Raw genomic sequence first — 17,453 nt, forward strand, 5'->3', positions numbered from 1 at the left:
TCTAAACAAAAGGCGGCATGTCGTCAGGATGTGTGCCCGGAATTGGCGGACGGGAAGAACACTCTGTCTGAAAATGTCAGCGCTGGGGCGTCAATACCGAATGTATGACGCGGTCACTTTCGAAATAGACCACAAAGTTGCCGTAGTTCCACTGGCTGATCGGGGGGTGTCCAACAGGGCCATCAATGGAAGCTGGCTGGCCCCATGAGGCGCGCACCGAGGCCTGTGTTGTCCCGGTCCGGGGTATGCTTTGCTGGCTTCTGTCAGCCTGGCTACCCACAGGTACACTAAGCTCTTGGGCAAACGCGCCGGAAACCGGGGTAAGGGTGAGTAAAAATGCTGTTGCCAGGGTGCCGGTCAGGGCTCGCTTTACTGTCATTGATGGATCTCCACTAATACTGGGGTCTCCGGCAGGCGCTCCGGGGACATGGATAAAACGTAATATCCGAGAATTACAGACAAAAGTCACATGTTTTTGCCAGTCTACTCTTTTTGCCGTTGGCGAATCTGCCACCGCATCACATGTCGGGCGATTTGCTGACGGTCGCTATCCTGAATCCGTATAAAACCGGTATGAACCCTTGCCCTGCCTGTTTCATCAGCTTGAACATCCAGAACCTGGGCAATGGCACGAGGCCGCGAAAGTTCGGGCGGCAGCGTCATGCGAACGGCGAGCCTGTCGCCAGTCTGCCACGCTTGCGGGCTCGCGCAAAACGCCAGACCTCCCTCGCTCAGGGTTACGTCCTGCCAGTCCTCAGGTTGCAAGGGATTTTGCTGAAAGGCCATAATGCGCGCAAGCGTGTCCAGCTTGCCATTCAGGGACTTTACCAACCCTGTTAGCAAGCGATCCTGATCTGCAAGGCTGGCAAGCTGGGATTTGATGTCCTGGTCCAGGCGCCTGAACTCGGCCTCCAGGTTTTCGAGATGGTCGTCACCAAAGGCATTCTCGTCGAACCCGGTTGAGGGGGTCAGTTTATGGACTTCCAGACCAACCCGGTCCTCGATGCGGAAAAATTCCCGACGCTCAGGCGTACAATCTGTTGATTCGGGCAGTGTGTCTCGGGTTTGCATTCAGGGCTCCGGAAATCAGAATTTGGCCAGTATCAAAAGTTTAGCAGTTTCCCGCCGTGCTGAAAGGCCGTTGGGAATTCCAGACCACGACCGACCCGAAGGTAGCGACAGGCACCTCTTCATGTTCAGACCCTTATCGTTTTATATCGGCTTGCGCTATACCGCAGCCAAACGGCGTAATCACTTTATCTCATTCATCTCGCTCACATCCATGATCGGTTTGATGCTCGGTGTTGCCGTGCTGATTGTCGTATTATCCGTGATGAATGGATTCGATCGTGAACTCAAGCAGCGAATCCTCGGCATGGTGCCCCACGCCATCATTCAGGGCAGTGGCCCTCTGGACGACTGGGAGACGGTAGATGCCCAGGTGCAGCAGCATCCGAGGGTGCTTGCGGCCGCCCCGTTTATTCAGGGCCAGGGCATGGTCACCGGAGGTGGTGATGTGCGCGGAGTTATGCTCAACGGTATTTTGCCGGAGGAGGAGCGCACGGTTTCAATCATTGAAAACCATATGATTGAAGGCAAATTGGACGACCTGGTATCGGGTGAGTTCGGAATTATCGTAGGTCGCACCATGGCAGCCAGCCTGCGTTTGCAGTTGGGCGACAAGGTTACTGTCGTGCTTCCCGAAGCCTCGGTAACACCCGCCGGCGTTTTGCCACGCCTCAAGCGATTTACGGTGAAGGGTGTTTTCAGTGTGGGTGCTGAACTGGACGGCAATTACACCCTCATTCACATGGATGATGCCGCCAAGTTGATGCGGACCGGCGGTAAAGCCCAGGGAGTGCGACTGCTGGTGGATGACCTGTTCGCTGCGCCCAAGGTGGCCGAAGAGGCGGCCAAAGGGCTTTCTGGCCGTTATTATATTTCGGATTGGACGCGCACCCACGGCAACCTGTTCCAGGCCATTCGCATGGAAAAAACCATGATCGGTCTGCTTCTGATGTTCATTGTGGCGGTCGCGGCATTCAATATTGTGTCCACGCTGGTCATGGTGGTGACTGACAAAACAGCGGACATCGCAATTCTGCGCACCATGGGAGCAACACCGGGGCGCATTATGAGGATATTTATTGTTCAGGGAGCGGTTATCGGGGTGTTCGGTACCCTTATTGGCACAACACTCGGTGTTCTTGGAGCCCTCAATATCAGTGCGTTTATCTCGTGGCTGGAGGGTGCGCTCGGGCACCAGTTCCTGAGTGCCGACGTGTATTTTATCAGTTATCTGCCCTCCCAGTTGCAATGGCAGGATGTGGCAGTGATCAGCGGAGCGGGCCTTGCCATGAGCTTGCTGGCCACCATATACCCGGCGTGGCGAGCGTCGCGAGTGGACCCTGCGGAGGCACTGCGTTATGAATGAGGAAAATGATGCCATGAAGGATGTCCCTCTAGTGATCGACTGCCGTCAGGTAACCCGGACCTACACTCAGGGCCCGGAGAAGCTGACCATCTTTTCTGATATCTCGCTGGAGGTTACAGCGGGTGAAACTGTGGCGATTGTGGGCAGCAGTGGTGCGGGTAAAACCACCCTGCTGAATCTCCTTGGCGGGCTGGATAAGCCGTCGTCCGGGGAGATCTCGATATGTGGCAAGCACATTCACCGTTTATCCGAGGCTGGGCGGGCGCACTTCCGCAATCGTTACCTGGGCTTTGTTTACCAGTTCCACCATCTGTTGCCCGAATTCACTGCACTTGAGAATGTCATGATGCCCGGAGCTCTGGGTGGAATGGCGATAAGCGAAGCGCGCTCGCGGGCGCAATCCATTTTGCAAAGGGTAGGGCTCGCTGAACGTTTGGAGCACAAGCCTGGTGAGCTCTCCGGCGGAGAGCGCCAGCGTGTCGCGATTGCCCGCGCGTTGGTGAATGAGCCTGATTGTGTGTTGATGGATGAGCCCACGGGCAACCTTGATGAACACACGGGTGAAGGTGTGCGAGACCTGATTGAGTCTTTGCGTGATCAATTCGGGATAGCGTTTGTTATGGTCACACACGATATGAAGATGGCCAGGAGTCTCGGGCGAGTGCTGAGGCTGGAGCAGGGCAGGCTGGTTCAGGAGGCCTGATCGCGGGATGCGCGCCGAAGCTCTTTTCGGGCGCGGCGGCGCAGTTGCCAGTCCGTGCGAATTTTCCGTCGCCAGATAAACTGTATGATCAGATAAGCCAGGCACGCTGAAATGGTGGCGACGATGAGTGAGCCGAGGTATAGCGGAATGCCGATGTCCAACAAGCGTTCACTGATCCAGTGCCATGAGAGCTGCGGGTGGAAGCTCAAAACCGGCCGATTGAGTATCCAGGCGCCTACCTTATAATTGAAATAAAACATGGGGGGCATGGTGATCGGGTTGCTGATCCACACCAGTACCACCGATAACGGCAGGTTGGCGTTGAACCAGATGGCAAAAAATGCTGCAGCAAGCATCTGGAACGGCATGGGGATAAGGCAGAAAAAGACACCGATCAGAAACGCCCGGGCGACACTGTGACGGTTGATATGCCAAAGGTTGGGTTCATTCAGGATATCGCCAAGAAAGCCCAGCGACTGCATCGCTTGCACCTTCTCCGGAGATGGCAGATATCGTTTGATGAACTTCTTTGGCATTGGAAGCTCTACCCTCAAGTAGAATGTAACTCCGGCGGCAAGGATGTCGCCGATGGATAAAATCACCGGGAGGACAAGGATTGTCCGGAAGCTCTACAGTACTGGGCGCCTTCGCTTTTTCCTGCGGCGTCATCTTACTTTATAGATTGGCGGTGTTGCCACCTCCAGTGTGGCTGCTCGGGTTCACACTACCAACTTTATTGTGGTTATTGCCGATACGCCAGCGAATGCCCCTGCTCGTCGTAGTTATTTCCCTAGGTCTTGCTCTGGGTGTTGCCTGGGCGGGAATCTGGGCTCATGTGCGCCTTGAGCAGAAGCTTTCCCCGGACCTTGAGGGCGTAAAGGTAGAGGTTTCAGGTTATGTTTGTGACGTCCCGGAGGCGGGTAGCTTCAACAGCGTTCGTTTCAGCTTCTGTGTAACCCAGTGGTACGGGATATCACTGACACCTGGACCAGACGTTGCCTTACCAAAAATGCTGCGCCTGGCTTGGTATGGTCGGCCCGATGGTGTGCTTCCCGATCACCGGCTGCGCCTGGAAGTTGTCCTCAAAAGGCCTCATGGGGCGCTCAATCCAGCGGGTTTTCGCTACGAAGACTGGCTGTTCCGCAAAGGCTATAGGGCAACTGGCAGCGTGCGCAGCGCTGTTCCGGATCCTGCGGTATTCTGTTCATTGCAATGCCAGTACCACCGGATTCATATCGACCTTACGCATTGGGTCGACGAGCAGTTCGCTGGCGCCAGCTATTATCCACTTATTGCCTCGATGCTGATCGGCAATCGAGGGCATCTTTCTGCCCATCATTGGGAGGTTTTCAAGGCAACCGGAACCATTCATCTGGTTGCCATCTCGGGCCTTCACCTTGGCCTGGTCGCTTTGGGTGCCGGCTTTTTCGCCCGCCGGCTCTTACTGGCCATGTCCGCCTATCGCATGAGCGAGCGCTCTGTCCGTTTGGCGGTATTTCTTGTGGTCGTGTTGTGTTGCCTGTTTTACGCTCTGGCGGCGGGCTTCACTGTGCCGACCAGAAGGGCTCTTGTAATGGTCGCCGTTGGTGGCTGGCTCCTGTTGATGGCAAGACAGGTTGCAGTGTGGCATTCGATCATTGTGGCTCTTGGGTTGGTACTTTTACTTGACCCCTTTGCACCGCTGGACCAAGGCTTTTGGTTGTCCTTTGGCGCCGTTTCCCTTCTCACCTGTGTCTTTGCTGGCCGCTTGGGCGGCACCGGTTGGCTTTCCGGCCTTGTTGTTGCGCAAGGAGCTGTGTTTGCAGGGCTTTGGCCGCTTCTTGAGTTGACCGGGCAGGGGCAGCCGGTTGCGGGTTTGCTTGCCAATATTCTTGCGATTCCCTGGGTATCTTTGGTGGTAATGCCAGCGCTCATCGTTGGCGGGCTTACGATTGCTGTTTTTCCCAGTTCCTCAAGCCTGATTGTACCGATCATTGATGCGGTGCTTGGTGCTATGTGGAGCTTTCTTGAGTGGGTTGCCGGCATCAGTTGGCCTGACCTTGAGGGAACCGTTCCGGAAATTGCTGGCTTCGGTGTGTTGGTAATGTTGATTATCACGGTTCCGGTCAGAGTCTTCCGTGTTGCAGGGACCGTTCTTATCTTGTTCTGGATTGGTCTTGCGAGTTTGCAATCCGGGTCGGATAACCCCCGGGTTGCAGTTCCGGACGTGTGGGTCTGGGATGTGGGCCAAGGCCTCTCTGTAATGGTGCGGGCGGGCGACCAGGTATTGCTGTACGACACTGGACCCGAAGTGAAGGGTGTCTTTTCGGCAGCGGAGTCGGTAATCCTGCCAAACCTCAGAGCACTGGGCATCAGGCGAATTGACACGCTGGTCGTAAGCCACGCTGACAGCGATCACTCTGGGGGTCTTGCTCTGCTGGTGGATGAGTTTCAAGTCGGTCGGATCCTGACCGGTGAACCAGAGTCAATTCGCGAAAAGCTGGGCTATGCCCGAACGGTCGGGGGCGGCAGAGAACACCGGGAAATCAAAGTTCAGGGCTGTTCTGGAGAGCGTAGGCTGACAAGTGTATTGTCACTTTTCTTCTGGCAGGCAAGCGGTGAATTTGCAGGCAATGATGCATCCTGCGTTCTTACCGTCAGGCATAACGAAGCGGGCATCGAGTGGCTTCTTCCGGGCGATATAAGCGCGTCCATCGAATCACGTTACCTGAAGATGAGGGCGGAAAAATTCCCATGGAATACACCCGGAGAGCTTGTGGTGATCGCACCTCACCACGGCAGCAAAACCTCCTCCTCCGATGCCTGGGTCGGTACACTCCAACCTGATCGGGTAGTCTACACCGCCGGATATCGCCACCGATATGGCCACCCGCACCGGGACATAACGGCACGGTATCGCAGGGCTGGCGCTGAGGCATTTAACACTGCCTGTTCGGGCGCCCTCACCATGACGGTGGCGGGTGGTACCATCAAAACCCGTGAAGCCCGGCATGAAAGCCCCTTCTGGATCGGTGGTCCGAGCCTGGCCAGAGATCAGTGTAAAGTACCGTGACATTCCGGGTGTGGCCTCGGCCGACAGCTATGCTAAAGTAGCGCGGCTTGTAAACAATCAGGGAGATCAAGCGTGTTCGAGCTGTTGAAAGCCGGTGGCATTCTGATGGTGCCAATTGTTGCCTGTTCCATTCTGGCGCTTGCGATCATTCTGGAGCGTTTCTGGACCTTGAGAGCCTCTCGGGTTGCGCCGCCTCAGACGATTAATGAGCTTTGGCGCTGGATCAAGAAAAAAGAGCTTAACGGTCGCAAGCTGAAGGCGTTGCAAAGCTCCTCGCCGTTGGGCCGTATTCTCGCAGGCGGTCTCATGAATGCCAAGCATGGCCGTGAGATTATGAAGGAAAGCATTGAACATGAGGCGAGTCAGGTCATTCACGACCTGGAGCGTTTTTTGAACCCGCTGGGCACAGTGGCGACAATCACGCCATTGCTTGGTCTTTTGGGTACCGTGATCGGCATGATCAAAGTCTTTGCTGAGATTCAGCTCGCGGGTGTTGGTAATGCGGGGAATCTTGCCGGTGGTATCTCCGAGGCTCTGATAACCACAGCTGCCGGCCTGAGTGTCGCGATTCCTGCACTGATCTGTCACCGGTATTTTATCCGTCGGGTAGACGAGCTTGTGGTTGGCATGGAGCAGGAAGCCATCAAGTTGGTTGAAGTAGTGCACGGTGATCGCGAAATCGACGTGGAAGGAGCCTGAACGCTGTGAAGTTCTCACGCCAGAGAAGTCAGGAAGTCGGGGTGGATCTGACACCGCTGATCGATGTGGTTTTCCTGTTGCTGATTTTCTTTATGGTCTCCACGACGTTCACTCGGGAAAGTCATTTGCAGGTTGATCTGCCTGAAGCCAGTGGCGAGCCTGCTTCGCCAGCGGAAGTAAAACAAATTGACGTTGTGATTAACGCAGAAGGTCAGTATGTCCTTAATGACAAGGCGCTGGTAAACAACCGTCGTGAGACCCTGGAGCGCGGCGTGAATGAGCTGTCCGAAGGCGATATAGCGTTGCCGTTTGTTATCACTGCGGATGCCCGCACCCCGCACGAATATGTGGTCAGAGCCATGGACGTGGCCGGTCGCCTGGGTTTCTCAAGGCTGAGTATTACCACTGAGCGTGAGGCAGACGGCCAGTGAACTCTGCCGCACCTCTACCTGATCCTAAACAGGTCAAGCCCGGTGAGAGCTGGCCGACATACAAGCGCCTGCTGACATACGTAAAACCGTTCTGGCTGGCATTTTCGCTGGCTGTTGTTGGAAACGTTATCTATGCGGCGGCTTCCACCGGCATGGCAGCGGCTATGGAATATGTAATCGCCGCTATCGAAAACCCCACCGAGCAGAATCGCTTCCTATTGACGTTCCTGATCGTTGGCGTGTTTACGTTTCGCGGCGTTGGCACATTCATGAGCCAGTACTTCATCAGTTACGTCGGGCGCCAGGTTATCAACGCGCTCCGAAACGATGTATTCAACCGCCTGATGACACTGCCATCCCGCTATTTTGATGAAAACGCGGCTGGCAGACTGGTGTCGAAGCTGACCTTCAACGTTGAGCAGGTGGCGGAAGCTGCGACCAATGCGATAACCATAACGCTGCGAGAAGGCCTGACCATTGTCGGCCTGCTTGGGTTCATGCTTTATACCAACTGGAAGCTAACGCTGGTTTTTCTCGCGGTCGGGCCCTTGATTGCGGCCGTTGTCAGCTATGCGAGCAAACGCTTTCGCAAAATCAGCCAGCGTATCCAGGGCTCTATGGGCGATATTACCCATGTGGCTTCGGAGTCTATCACCGGATACCGGGTTGTGCGGACCTTCGGTGGTGTTGATTATGAAAAGCAACGTTTTCAGAAGGTTAACGATACAAACCTGAAGCAAAGTCTCAAGATGGCTTCCACCCAGGCAATCAGCGTTCCGGTTATTCAGACCCTGGTCGCTATTGCCATAGCTGCGCTGGTTTGGACCATGCTTTCGCCAGAGATACGAGGCGAGATGACAACAGGCCAGTTGGTGGCCTTTATTACGGCCGCCACAACCATGGCCAAGCCTATCCGCCAGGTGACGTCTGTTCACGCGAAGATTCAGAAAGGCGTAGCAGCCGCTTACGATGTGTTTGAAACCATTGATGAGGTCCCTGAGCAGGATCCCGGCTCCTTTGCGCCCGAGCGTGTTGAAGGGACCGTTGAGTTTGACGATGTCTCTTTCCGTTACCGTGATCAACTTGATGACGTGCTGAAAGGTATCTCCATTAACATACCGGCTGGGCAAAGCGTGGCGCTGGTAGGGCGATCCGGCAGTGGCAAATCAACGATGGTGAGTCTGCTTCCAAGATTCTACGAGTATACCGGCGGTGATATCCGCATTGATGGCCACTCACTGAAGGATTTTTCGCTGAAGGCCCTGCGATCCCAGATCGCTCTGGTTACTCAGAACGTTGTTCTATTTAACGATTCGATTGCTGCCAATATCGCCTACGGTTCGCTCCGGGATTGCAGTCGGGAGGAAATCCGTGAGGCAGCCGCAAAAGCGCATGCTCTGGAGTTTATCGATCGTATGCCGGAAGGTCTCGATACCACGATTGGAGATAACGGTGTGATGCTCTCAGGTGGGCAGCGGCAACGCCTCGCCATTGCGCGTGCGTTGCTAAAGGATGCGCCCATTCTGATTCTGGATGAGGCAACCTCGGCACTGGATACCGAATCAGAGCGCCACATTCAGGAAGCACTTGAGACGGTTATACAAGGCCGGACAACCCTGGTGATCGCCCACAGATTGTCGACTATCGAGAAAGCTGACCGGATTCTGGTCATGGAAAACGGGCGTATTATCGAATCGGGGCCCCACGAGGAGCTTCTTGCCAGCAACGGTGCCTATGCCCAGTTACATCAGATGCAGTTCAGTGAGCACTCATGACCTCCCTCATAGAGCGTCTTTGGTACGATAAAGGCCGCCCGCTTTTTGTATTATTTCCGCTTTCCTGGCTTTACAGGGCCGTTGCCGAAGCGCGACGGCGTAAAGCCAACAATATCAATGCAAAGAAGCTACCTGTGCCCGTTGTTGTCGTGGGTAACATTACAGCTGGTGGCACCGGAAAATCACCGCTGACGGCCTGGCTTGTGGATGAAATCCGTGCGGCGGGCTGGCGGCCGGTTATCCTGAGCCGCGGCTATGGCGGGAAATCGTCCGGATACCCGCTTCTGGTCACAGAAGACACCTTGCCATCACTTGCAGGGGATGAGCCGGTGATGCTCGCTCAGGCAACAGGTATACCCGTTGTGGTTGATCCGGACCGGTCCCGGGGCGCGACCTTTGCGCTCGACAACGCACTGGGTGATGTCCTCATCAGTGATGACGGGCTTCAGCATTACCGGTTGCCGCGGGATATTGAATTGGCGGTGTTTGATGGCGCCCGCGGCATTGGCAACGGTGCGTTGATACCTGTGGGGCCCCTGCGTGAGCCCGTTAACAGGCTGGATACAGTGGATTTTGTAATTGTGAATGGCGCGACTACGTCCGATGATGAGGGTCGAGTGCCACCGGAAGCGCTGTCTGGCATCAAGCACCCACAAATGTATGCCATGAGCCTTCAGCCGACGCGTCTGGTTAACCTCAAAACAGGTGAAACCCGATCGCCCGAAAGCCTCCATGGGCAGAAGATTCGCTCGATAGCGGGTATAGGTAACCCGACCCGCTTTTTCGATACACTTAAAGCGTTGGGTGCTAAACAGATCGCCGTACCGTTTCCCGATCATCATCGTTTCCGCCCAGAAGATCTTGGTACCGAATCAGGGCACCTGCTTGTGATGACGGCCAAAGATGGCGTTAAATGCCGTGGCTTCGCCCCTGATAATGCTTGGGTTCTGTATGTCGAGGCACAGTTGCCAAAGGCATTTTCGGAGGCCGTTCTTGCCAGACTGCGCGCGTGCTCTGGGCCGTCAACTTCTTAACTGTCAGTGAGACTGAATCATGGATAAAAAACTCTTGGCCTTGCTGGCCTGCCCGGTTTGTAAAGGTGAACTGAAGCTCAATGAAGCCAGGACTGAGCTGGTCTGCTACCAGGACGCCATGGCATTTCCTATCCGGGAGGGCATCCCGGTTATGCTGGCCACTGAGGCCCGCACACTCTCAACCGACGAACGCCTCCACAAAAACTGAACCAGCTCTCTGCAGGATCGAAACCCATGTCTTTTACGGTTGTGATTCCGGCTCGCTATGCCTCCACCCGGTTGCCCGGCAAACCCCTGCTTGAAATCGCCGGCAAACCAATGATTCAACATGTTTGCGAACGAGCTTCCGAAAGCCGGGCGAGCCGTGTTGTTGTGGCGACAGATGATTCACGCATTCAGGCTGCCTGTGAGGAATTTGGTGCAGAAGTTGTCATGACCTCCCCGAATCATGTCAGCGGCACGGATCGTCTGGAAGAGGTTGTGCGCAAGCTGGGCCTGGATGCGGACCATCGTGTTGTTAATGTTCAAGGCGACGAGCCCTTGATTCCGCCACGTTTGATTGACCAGGTTGCAGATAACCTGGAGAGGTATCCAGACGTCGCCATCGCGACGCTTTGCGAACGTCTCCACGATGTAGAGCAAGTCTTTAATCCGAATGTTGTAAAAGTCGTTTTTGATCTGGAGGGCATGGCCCACTACTTCAGCCGAGCACCCATTCCCTGGGCACGGGATCACTGGGGCGACATGCTCAGGGATGACGCCTCGAAGCTCAATGCAGGAGCTGCACTGAAGGATGGTGCCGGGTATTTCCGTCATATCGGTATCTATGGCTACCGGGCCAGCGTGCTCAGCCGCTTTGTCAGCTGGCCGCCGGCACCGACTGAACTTGCGGAATCACTGGAACAGCTTCGAGCGTTGTATAACGGAGCCCGGATACACGTTGAAGTAGCGGCCGGAACACCACCTGCAGGCGTTGATACCGAAGCGGATTTGCAACGGGTCAGAGCCTGGATGGCCAAATCTATCGAAAAAGGAGATAACGGGGCATGAGCAAACCCGCCAGCGTGCTTTTTGTGTGTCTGGGCAACATCTGTCGCTCGCCGACGGCGGAAGGTGTATTTCGCAATTTGGTAGAGCAGGCCGGATGGCAGGACCAGATTCTGATCGATTCCTGCGGCACCAGTAACTGGCACATAGGCAAAGGGCCTGATCTGCGTTCGCAGGAGGCTGCGGGGAAGCGCGGCGTCGATATCAGCGCGCTCAAGGCACGCCAATTCAGTGAAAAAGACCTGGATACCTTTGATTATGTGATCGTGATGGACCGTCAGAACCTGGCCGATGTGAAAGACATCTGGCACCAGAATGGCGGCACAACGCCGACATTATTTCTTGAGTATGGCAGCTCTGAGCTTGCCGAAGTTCCTGATCCCTATTTCGGCGGCGAGGACGGGTTTGAGCATGTGCTTGACCTGACTGAAGACGCTGGCGCTGGCCTGCTCCGCACGATTCAGGAGCGTATGGCGTGAGCCCGCAAGCGGAACTGCAGGAAAACGTTGGGCTGAAAAAGCTCAATACTCTGTCCGTGTCCGCAACCGCAAGGTATTACATGGATGTCGCGAGTCTGAATGACTTGCGCAGAGCTCTGGCGTGGGCGCAGGATAACGGCTACAAAACCCTGGTGCTTGGCAGTGGCAGCAATCTGGTTTTTGCCGGGGACTTTGACGGCCTTGTGATTCGCATGCAAATAGCTGCTCGTTCCTGGGAACAGGTTGATGAAACGGGTGCCACACTGGTTCTGGGCGCAGGTGAAAACTGGCATGATGCCGTGCTTTATGCCGCCGGGGCAGGGTATCGGGGTATTGAAAATCTTGCACTCATCCCGGGCACGGCGGGTGCTGCGCCAGTGCAGAATATAGGCGCCTACGGCGTTGAGCTTTGCGATACCCTGATTTCCGTTACGGCGCTGGATCGCGACTCAAACGAGCTCGTATGTCTTGATAATACGCAATGCGGCTTTGCCTACAGGGACAGTTTGTTCAAGCGTTCGCCCGGTCGTTACATCATTACCGGAATAAAGCTTAGATTGTCCCGTACGAAACCTTTGCAACTTGGCTACAGAGATCTTGAAGACTACCTGGGCGATGCTGTCTCTCCGGAGCTGGATGCGCTGACCGTGGCCGAGGCTGTAATGGCGATCCGCCGCCGAAAGCTGCCGGACCCTGAGATGATTCCAAACGCAGGCAGCTTCTTCAAAAACCCGGTTGTTTCTGCAGATAAGCACAGTCAGCTTCAGGCTGCGCACCCAGACGTTGTAGGCTATCCGCAGAATGGCACAGTAAAACTGGCGGCCGCGTGGCTGATTGATCAAAGCGGTTGGAAGGGCTACCGAAATGCCTTGGTAGGTGTTCACAATCGCCAGGCATTGGTGTTAATCAATCATTCAGGTGGAGCAGGAAGTGATGTGTTGAAGCTGGCTTCAGAAATACGACAGTCGGTACAGGAACGCTTCGGAGTCAATCTGGAGATGGAGCCTGGTATCGTGGGCGGTTGAGTTTTACAGTTGAATATTCAGCAGCCTTTCTTGTGAACCAGGGCCTGCTAGCAGGCCCTGGTCCAATCTCGCAACTGGTATTCTCTACAAATCCCCGTCACAGAGACGTTTCTGTCAGCCTTTAAGCGGTGATGCGTTTACGAGAAACGCCAGAGCGTCGGCTAAGGCTATATCCTGCTTGTCGGCGTCTTTGCGCCCTTTGTACTCAAGAGTGCCGGCTTCAAGTCCGCGATCGGAAATCACGAAGCGGTGGGGGATGCCAATCAGCTCCATATCAGCAAACTTTACGCCCGGACGTTCTTTGCGATCGTCCAACAGCACGTCATAGCCAGCTTGGCGCAGCTGCTCATAAAGCTTCTCACCGGCTTCCGCCACGACGGGCGTTTTGTGGGCGTTGAGCGTAACGATAGCAACTTGGAAAGGTGCGATGGCGTCGGGCCAGATAATGCCTTTGTCATCGTGGTTCTGCTCGATTGAAGCAGCGACGATTCGGGACACGCCAATGCCGTAGCAGCCCATATCCATGATCACAGTTTTGCCATTTTCATCCAGTACGGTAGCGTTCATGGCGGTGCTGTATTTGTTGCCCAGTTTGAAAATGTGGCCAACTTCAATACCTCTGCGTATCTCCAGCGTGCCCTTGCCATCCGGGCTGGCGTCGCCTTCTACAACATTGCGAAGATCCTCAACCCGGCCAAGCGGCAGGTCCCGCTCCCAGTTAACGCCAGTCAGATGGTAGCCTTCCTTGTTAGCGCCACACACGAAATCGGCAAGGTGAGCTGCGCTTCGATCCACGATAACCGGTACGTTCAGATTCACAGGGCCAATAGAGCCGGCTTTGCAGCCAATGGCTGCTTCGATTTCTTCATCGGTCGCCATGGAGAGGGGTTCTGCAACGCCTTCCAGGTTTTCAGCCTTGATCTCGTTCAGAGTGTGGTCACCGCGCAGAATCAGTGCGATCAGACCGGCTCTGCCTTCTTCATCCGCTTCGGCCTTCACCAGCAGGGTTTTTACTGTACGGGTCGCGTCAATGCTCAGAAATTGCGATATAGCCTCAATGGTACGCTGATCCGGAGTTGCAACTTCTTTCAGTTCTTCGCCTGGTGCAGCACGCTCGCCCGCTGGCGCAACGGCTTCGGCCTTTTCAATGTTGGCGGCGTAATCGCTGTCTGTGCTGAACACTATGTCGTCTTCACCTGACGAGGCGAGAACGTGGAATTCGTGGGATGCACTGCCACCAATGGCGCCTGAGTCTGCTTGTACAGGGCGGTAATCCAGCCCCAGCCGGTCAAAGATAGCGCAGTAGGTGCGATGCATAACCTGATAGGTTTCATCGAGGGATTCAGCATTTACATGGAAGGAGTACGCATCCTTCATGATGAATTCCCGGGCGCGCATCACCCCGAAGCGGGGGCGGCGTTCGTCGCGAAACTTGGTTTGAATCTGATAGAAGTTGGCCGGCAATTCCTTGTAGCTTTTCAATTCATTGCGGATCAGGTCGGTAATGACCTCTTCGTGGGTAGGGCCAAAGCAGAAGTCGCGGCCATGGCGGTCGTTCATTCGCAGCAGTTCGCCGCCGTATTGTTCCCAGCGACCGGACTCCTGCCACAGTTCCGCAGGCTGAACTGCTGGCATGAGAACCTCCTGAGCGCCGCTTTTGTCCATTTCTTCACGAACAATACGCTCAACTTTGCGCAAGGTTCTCAGGCCCATGGGCAGCCAGGTGTATAGGCCGGCTGCCAGTTTGCGGATCATGCCAGCACGCAGCATCAACTGGTGGCTGATAACCTCCGCATCGGAAGGTGTCTCTTTCTGGGTTGCAATCAGGTAACGGCTTGCTCGCATCGTGGTTTCCGTTCATTGGTGTTTCGTAGAAAGGGGTTTCGTAAAATGGTGTTTATTGTACGGAGCCTGCTGCACAAGGTACAGATAGCGAAGTGGGTTATCGGGTAAGGGGGAGTGGTATCAGGACAAATATCCCAGAGGCAGGGCCGTGCTGTCGATGACGCGCTTCAGTACAAAGCTCGAATGAACGCCGCTGACCCCCTGGATCCGCGTAATCCGGTTGAGCAGGAAGTGGTGATAGTGATCCATATCCGGCACCACTACTTTCAGCATGTAATCAGCATCGTGGCCGGTAACCAGATAGCACTCGAGAATCTCCGGGTATTCACGCACCTGCTCCTCAAACGCTGAAAACCGCTCAGGTGTGTGCCTGTCCATCCCGATCAGAATGATGGCGGTCAGCGACAGGCCAAGCTTCTTGTGATCAAGCACAGTAACCGTGCGGATAATAATGCCTGCATCTTCAAGCGCACGAACTCGCCTCAGGCACGGAGAAGGAGAAAGCCCCACTTTTTCCGCGAGCTGTTGGTTGGTCAGGGAGGCATCTTTCTGTATCTGGGCCAGGATGCGTCGGTCGGTTTTATCAATTTGTATGAGCGTTTCTGATTTTATTGGCATAAAAATGTCCATATATCGAATATGGTGAAATATATGGCTAATAAATTACGCTTTTTCCCTTCAGTTAGCAATCACATGCTTCAAAGAACGCGTTAAGCTAAGTGCTATGGAGACAAACCTTGGAAGCGCAACGGAGAACGACAGACATGGCTTTTGATCATCGCAAATATCCGGCCTTCCGGCCGATCGCAAAAACTGATCGCCGCTGGCCTGACAAGGTCATCGAAAAAGCACCCACCTGGTGTGCAGTGGATCTACGCGACGGCAACCAGGCTTTGGTAAAGCCCATGAATGTCGCTCAGAAACAACGCATGTTCGACTTGCTCGTCAAGTTGGGGTTCAAGGAAATCGAAATCGGTTTTCCCGCCGCCAGCCAACCGGATTTTGATTTCTGTCGCAAGTTGATTGACGAAAACCGGATTCCTGATGACGTGAAAATTCAGGCATTGACCCAAGCCAGGCCGGAGTTGATTGAGCGCACCTATGAAGCATTGGAAGGCGCCCGCAGCGCTATTGTTCATGTGTACAATTCCACATCGACGGTACAGCGGGAGCAGGTGTTCGGGCTAGATCGGGCCGGAATTCGAGACATTGCGGTTAACGGCGCCCAAGTGGTCAAGGATTTTGCGGCCCGTTATCCAGGCACGGAATGGACGTTCCAGTATTCCCCGGAGAGCTTTACCGGCACGGAACTGGACTTTTCGGTTGAGGTTATCGATGCGGTAACTGAAGTATGGCGCCCTGATGAAGGACAGCCAGTTATCATCAACCTGCCGGCTACGGTGGAGATGGCCACCCCGAACGTATTTGCGGATCAGATTGAATGGGTCTGCGACAACATCCGCCGCCGGGAACACATCAGCATCAGTGTTCACACCCACAATGATCGTGGTTGTGGCGTGGCCGCAGCTGAGCTGGCCGTCATGGCCGGTGCAGATCGGGTAGAAGGCACGCTTATGGGGAATGGCGAACGCACGGGTAATATGGATCTGGTGACCATGGCCATGAATCTGTATTCCCAAGGCATTGATCCAACACTGGATTTGTCCGGCATGGCGGAAATCACAGAAGTGGTCGAGGCCTGCACGGAAATCTCAACCCACCCGCGTCATCCCTATGCCGGCGAACTGGTGTTCACGGCATTCTCCGGAAGCCACCAGGACGCTATTCGAAAGTGTCTTGCACGCAGACAAGACGGGGATACGTGGAATGTGGCGTACTTGCCTATTGATCCGTTTGATCTGGGCCGCCGATACGAAGAAGTTGTGCGCATCAACAGCCAGTCTGGCAAGGGTGGCGTGGCGTATGTCCTTGAGCGGGACTACAACATCAGCCTGCCGCGCTGGCTGCAGATCGAGTTCAGCAAGTTGGTTCAGAAGGTCGCAGAGACCAATGGTGGTGAGATCGACTCACTGTCAATTCATACTCTGTTCGAGCAGCGCTATCTGAAGGTTCATGAAGACTGGGCGCTGCGTGCCTATGATCTGCACAGGGATGAACAGGGCGTATTTGCGGAAGTTGCTTTTGGTCGGGAGTCAGCTCCAACGCGTCTTGAAGGTCGTGGACTTGGCGCGGTAGAGGCCGTGTCCGCTGCGCTGGAGGAACGCTTTGGGTTTGCAATAGCCGTAGAAGCCTATGACGAATTCGCGTTGGGTGAGGGGACCCGGGCCAATGCGTTGGCTTGCATACGCCTCAACGCAGGCGGTAGGCATTGTAGCGCTGCTGCTTTGGCTGAAGACACGACCTCCGCGACTTTGCAGGCGTTGTTTTCGGCCGTTGCACAGGCTGCAGATGGATCCGGAGAGAAGGGAAGTGGTCAGGAGAATGTAACAGAGCGTGCGATAAGTGCCTGATCAGAACGCAGTAAGCCGGCACGTGTGCCGGCTTACTGCGTTCTCTCGTGCTCGCAAGGAGCAGAGAGTGAAAACATAACCTCAGACCGGGGTAACGTTTTCTGCCTGTGGGCCTTTGGGGCCCTGTGTTACGGTGAACTGCACCTGCTGACCTTCTGTCAGTGTGCGGAAGCCGCTTGAGGTAATGGCACTGTAGTGTACGAAAACGTCACTGCCGCCATCCTGAGCTATGAAGCCGAAGCCTTTGGACTCGTTAAACCACTTTACGGTGCCTGTTACTGTATCGGACATTGATCTTTCCTGTATTTCTGAGATTTCCCCTTTGGGGAACTGAAGATTATCAACAGCAATTTCAGTATAGACCGAGTTTGGGGGTCGTCAACGTTTTTTAGTTGCTTTTGTCGCCTTTAAAAACAATGAGTTATGTCAAGATAAATAAAATGCCCGCACCATGAGGT

18 protein-coding genes are annotated in these 17,453 nt (G+C 54.8%); 12 read left to right on the plus strand and 6 right to left on the minus strand.

Annotated features, from left to right (window positions below; all coding sequences use genetic code 11):
* Positions 1 to 76: 76 nt before the first annotated feature.
* Both FFI90_RS03500 and FFI90_RS03505 read right to left on the minus strand, forming a co-directional pair.
* Entirely contained in the window at positions 77 to 379 is a 303-nt protein-coding gene (locus tag FFI90_RS03500; RefSeq protein ID WP_144776528.1) for a hypothetical protein, read from the minus strand.
* Positions 380 to 483: 104 nt separating this feature from the next.
* Entirely contained in the window at positions 484 to 1,071 is a 588-nt protein-coding gene (locus FFI90_RS03505; RefSeq protein ID WP_144776529.1) for a PilZ domain-containing protein, read from the minus strand.
* Positions 1,072 to 1,192: 121 nt separating this feature from the next.
* On the opposite strand from FFI90_RS03505, the gene FFI90_RS03510 reads away from it, so the two are divergent.
* Positions 1,193 to 2,434, plus strand: coding sequence for a lipoprotein-releasing ABC transporter permease subunit (locus tag FFI90_RS03510; RefSeq protein ID WP_144776530.1), 1,242 nt, complete (start codon positions 1,193 to 1,195; stop codon positions 2,432 to 2,434).
* Positions 2,435 to 2,447: 13 nt separating this feature from the next.
* Positions 2,448 to 3,137: an ABC transporter ATP-binding protein gene (locus tag FFI90_RS03515; protein ID WP_144777206.1), complete on the plus strand. Its 690-nt coding sequence runs from the start codon at positions 2,448 to 2,450 to the stop codon at positions 3,135 to 3,137.
* Here the strand turns inward: FFI90_RS03515 and FFI90_RS03520 are convergent.
* The gene (locus FFI90_RS03520; protein ID WP_144776531.1) at positions 3,125 to 3,673 is read right to left on the minus strand and encodes a DUF2062 domain-containing protein; all 549 of its coding nucleotides are present in this window, start codon (positions 3,671 to 3,673) and stop codon (positions 3,125 to 3,127) included. The genes FFI90_RS03515 and FFI90_RS03520 overlap by 13 nt on opposite strands.
* A gap of 80 nt (positions 3,674 to 3,753) precedes the next feature.
* Here FFI90_RS03520 and FFI90_RS03525 point away from each other — a divergent pair, with 80 nt between their 5' ends.
* The 9 genes from FFI90_RS03525 to murB all read left to right on the plus strand — a co-directional run bounded on the left by FFI90_RS03525 (position 3,754) and on the right by murB (position 12,679).
* Entirely contained in the window at positions 3,754 to 6,189 is a 2,436-nt protein-coding gene (locus tag FFI90_RS03525) for a DNA internalization-related competence protein ComEC/Rec2 (RefSeq protein ID WP_246123311.1), read from the plus strand.
* Positions 6,190 to 6,261: 72 nt separating this feature from the next.
* A complete protein-coding gene (locus FFI90_RS03530) occupies positions 6,262 to 6,888 on the plus strand; it encodes a MotA/TolQ/ExbB proton channel family protein (protein ID WP_144776533.1) in 627 nt (208 codons plus the stop codon).
* Between the two features lie 5 nt (positions 6,889 to 6,893).
* Positions 6,894 to 7,319 carry an ExbD/TolR family protein gene (locus FFI90_RS03535; RefSeq protein WP_144776534.1) on the plus strand — a complete coding sequence of 142 codons (426 nt, stop codon included), beginning with the start codon at positions 6,894 to 6,896 and terminating at the stop codon, positions 7,317 to 7,319.
* Positions 7,316 to 9,094: a lipid A export permease/ATP-binding protein MsbA gene (msbA, locus tag FFI90_RS03540; protein WP_144776535.1), complete on the plus strand. Its 1,779-nt coding sequence runs from the start codon at positions 7,316 to 7,318 to the stop codon at positions 9,092 to 9,094. Before FFI90_RS03535 ends, msbA begins: the two co-directional genes overlap by 4 nt.
* Complete coding sequence (lpxK, locus tag FFI90_RS03545; protein ID WP_144776536.1) at positions 9,091 to 10,128, plus strand: tetraacyldisaccharide 4'-kinase; 1,038 nt, start codon at positions 9,091 to 9,093, stop codon at positions 10,126 to 10,128. Before msbA ends, lpxK begins: the two co-directional genes overlap by 4 nt.
* A 19-nt stretch (positions 10,129 to 10,147) precedes the next feature.
* Positions 10,148 to 10,336, plus strand: a complete 189-nt coding sequence (locus tag FFI90_RS03550) for a Trm112 family protein (protein ID WP_144776537.1) — start codon at positions 10,148 to 10,150, stop codon at positions 10,334 to 10,336.
* Positions 10,337 to 10,362: 26 nt separating this feature from the next.
* The gene (gene kdsB, locus FFI90_RS03555) at positions 10,363 to 11,178 is read left to right on the plus strand and encodes a 3-deoxy-manno-octulosonate cytidylyltransferase (protein WP_144776538.1); all 816 of its coding nucleotides are present in this window, start codon (positions 10,363 to 10,365) and stop codon (positions 11,176 to 11,178) included.
* Positions 11,175 to 11,654, plus strand: coding sequence for a low molecular weight protein-tyrosine-phosphatase (locus FFI90_RS03560; RefSeq protein ID WP_144776539.1), 480 nt, complete (start codon positions 11,175 to 11,177; stop codon positions 11,652 to 11,654). The genes kdsB and FFI90_RS03560 overlap by 4 nt, the downstream gene beginning before the upstream one ends.
* A complete protein-coding gene (murB, locus tag FFI90_RS03565; protein ID WP_144776540.1) occupies positions 11,651 to 12,679 on the plus strand; it encodes a UDP-N-acetylmuramate dehydrogenase in 1,029 nt (342 codons plus the stop codon). Before FFI90_RS03560 ends, murB begins: the two co-directional genes overlap by 4 nt.
* A 114-nt stretch (positions 12,680 to 12,793) precedes the next feature.
* On the opposite strand, the gene FFI90_RS03570 is transcribed toward murB, so the two are convergent.
* Together FFI90_RS03570 and FFI90_RS03575 are read right to left on the minus strand one after the other, a co-directional pair.
* Positions 12,794 to 14,524, minus strand: a complete 1,731-nt coding sequence (locus FFI90_RS03570; protein WP_144776541.1) for a proline--tRNA ligase — start codon at positions 14,522 to 14,524, stop codon at positions 12,794 to 12,796.
* Positions 14,525 to 14,644: 120 nt separating this feature from the next.
* Entirely contained in the window at positions 14,645 to 15,142 is a 498-nt protein-coding gene (locus tag FFI90_RS03575; protein ID WP_144776542.1) for an Lrp/AsnC family transcriptional regulator, read from the minus strand.
* 146 nt (positions 15,143 to 15,288) lie between these two features.
* Here FFI90_RS03575 and FFI90_RS03580 point away from each other — a divergent pair, with 146 nt between their 5' ends.
* The gene (locus FFI90_RS03580) at positions 15,289 to 16,995 is read left to right on the plus strand and encodes a 2-isopropylmalate synthase (RefSeq protein WP_144776543.1); all 1,707 of its coding nucleotides are present in this window, start codon (positions 15,289 to 15,291) and stop codon (positions 16,993 to 16,995) included.
* An 81-nt stretch (positions 16,996 to 17,076) separates the two neighbouring features.
* Here the strand turns inward: FFI90_RS03580 and FFI90_RS03585 are convergent, their stop codons facing one another.
* Positions 17,077 to 17,286, minus strand: a complete 210-nt coding sequence (locus FFI90_RS03585) for a cold-shock protein (RefSeq protein ID WP_144776544.1) — start codon at positions 17,284 to 17,286, stop codon at positions 17,077 to 17,079.
* Positions 17,287 to 17,453: the final 167 nt, after the last annotated feature.

Source organism: Marinobacter maritimus (genome assembly GCF_007671675.1).
GTDB lineage: Bacteria > Pseudomonadota > Gammaproteobacteria > Pseudomonadales > Oleiphilaceae > Marinobacter > Marinobacter maritimus.

Bases quoted from the DNA above. Each gene is read 5' to 3' on its own strand.
- FFI90_RS03510 (WP_144776530.1), top strand. From the start codon at position 1,193: ATGTTCAGACCCTTATCGTTTTATATCGGCTTGCGCTATACCGCAGCC.
- FFI90_RS03580 (WP_144776543.1), top strand. From the start codon at position 15,289: ATGGCTTTTGATCATCGCAAATATCCGGCCTTCCGGCCGATCGCAAAA.
- FFI90_RS03515 (WP_144777206.1), top strand. From the start codon at position 2,448: ATGAAGGATGTCCCTCTAGTGATCGACTGCCGTCAGGTAACCCGGACC.
- kdsB (WP_144776538.1), top strand. From the start codon at position 10,363: ATGTCTTTTACGGTTGTGATTCCGGCTCGCTATGCCTCCACCCGGTTG.
- lpxK (WP_144776536.1), top strand. From the start codon at position 9,091: ATGACCTCCCTCATAGAGCGTCTTTGGTACGATAAAGGCCGCCCGCTT.
- FFI90_RS03570 (WP_144776541.1), bottom strand. From the start codon at position 14,524: ATGCGAGCAAGCCGTTACCTGATTGCAACCCAGAAAGAGACACCTTCC.
- FFI90_RS03505 (WP_144776529.1), bottom strand. From the start codon at position 1,071: ATGCAAACCCGAGACACACTGCCCGAATCAACAGATTGTACGCCTGAG.
- FFI90_RS03585 (WP_144776544.1), bottom strand. From the start codon at position 17,286: ATGTCCGATACAGTAACAGGCACCGTAAAGTGGTTTAACGAGTCCAAA.
- FFI90_RS03550 (WP_144776537.1), top strand. From the start codon at position 10,148: ATGGATAAAAAACTCTTGGCCTTGCTGGCCTGCCCGGTTTGTAAAGGT.
- FFI90_RS03560 (WP_144776539.1), top strand. From the start codon at position 11,175: ATGAGCAAACCCGCCAGCGTGCTTTTTGTGTGTCTGGGCAACATCTGT.
- FFI90_RS03500 (WP_144776528.1), bottom strand. From the start codon at position 379: ATGACAGTAAAGCGAGCCCTGACCGGCACCCTGGCAACAGCATTTTTA.
- FFI90_RS03575 (WP_144776542.1), bottom strand. From the start codon at position 15,142: ATGCCAATAAAATCAGAAACGCTCATACAAATTGATAAAACCGACCGA.
- FFI90_RS03520 (WP_144776531.1), bottom strand. From the start codon at position 3,673: ATGCCAAAGAAGTTCATCAAACGATATCTGCCATCTCCGGAGAAGGTG.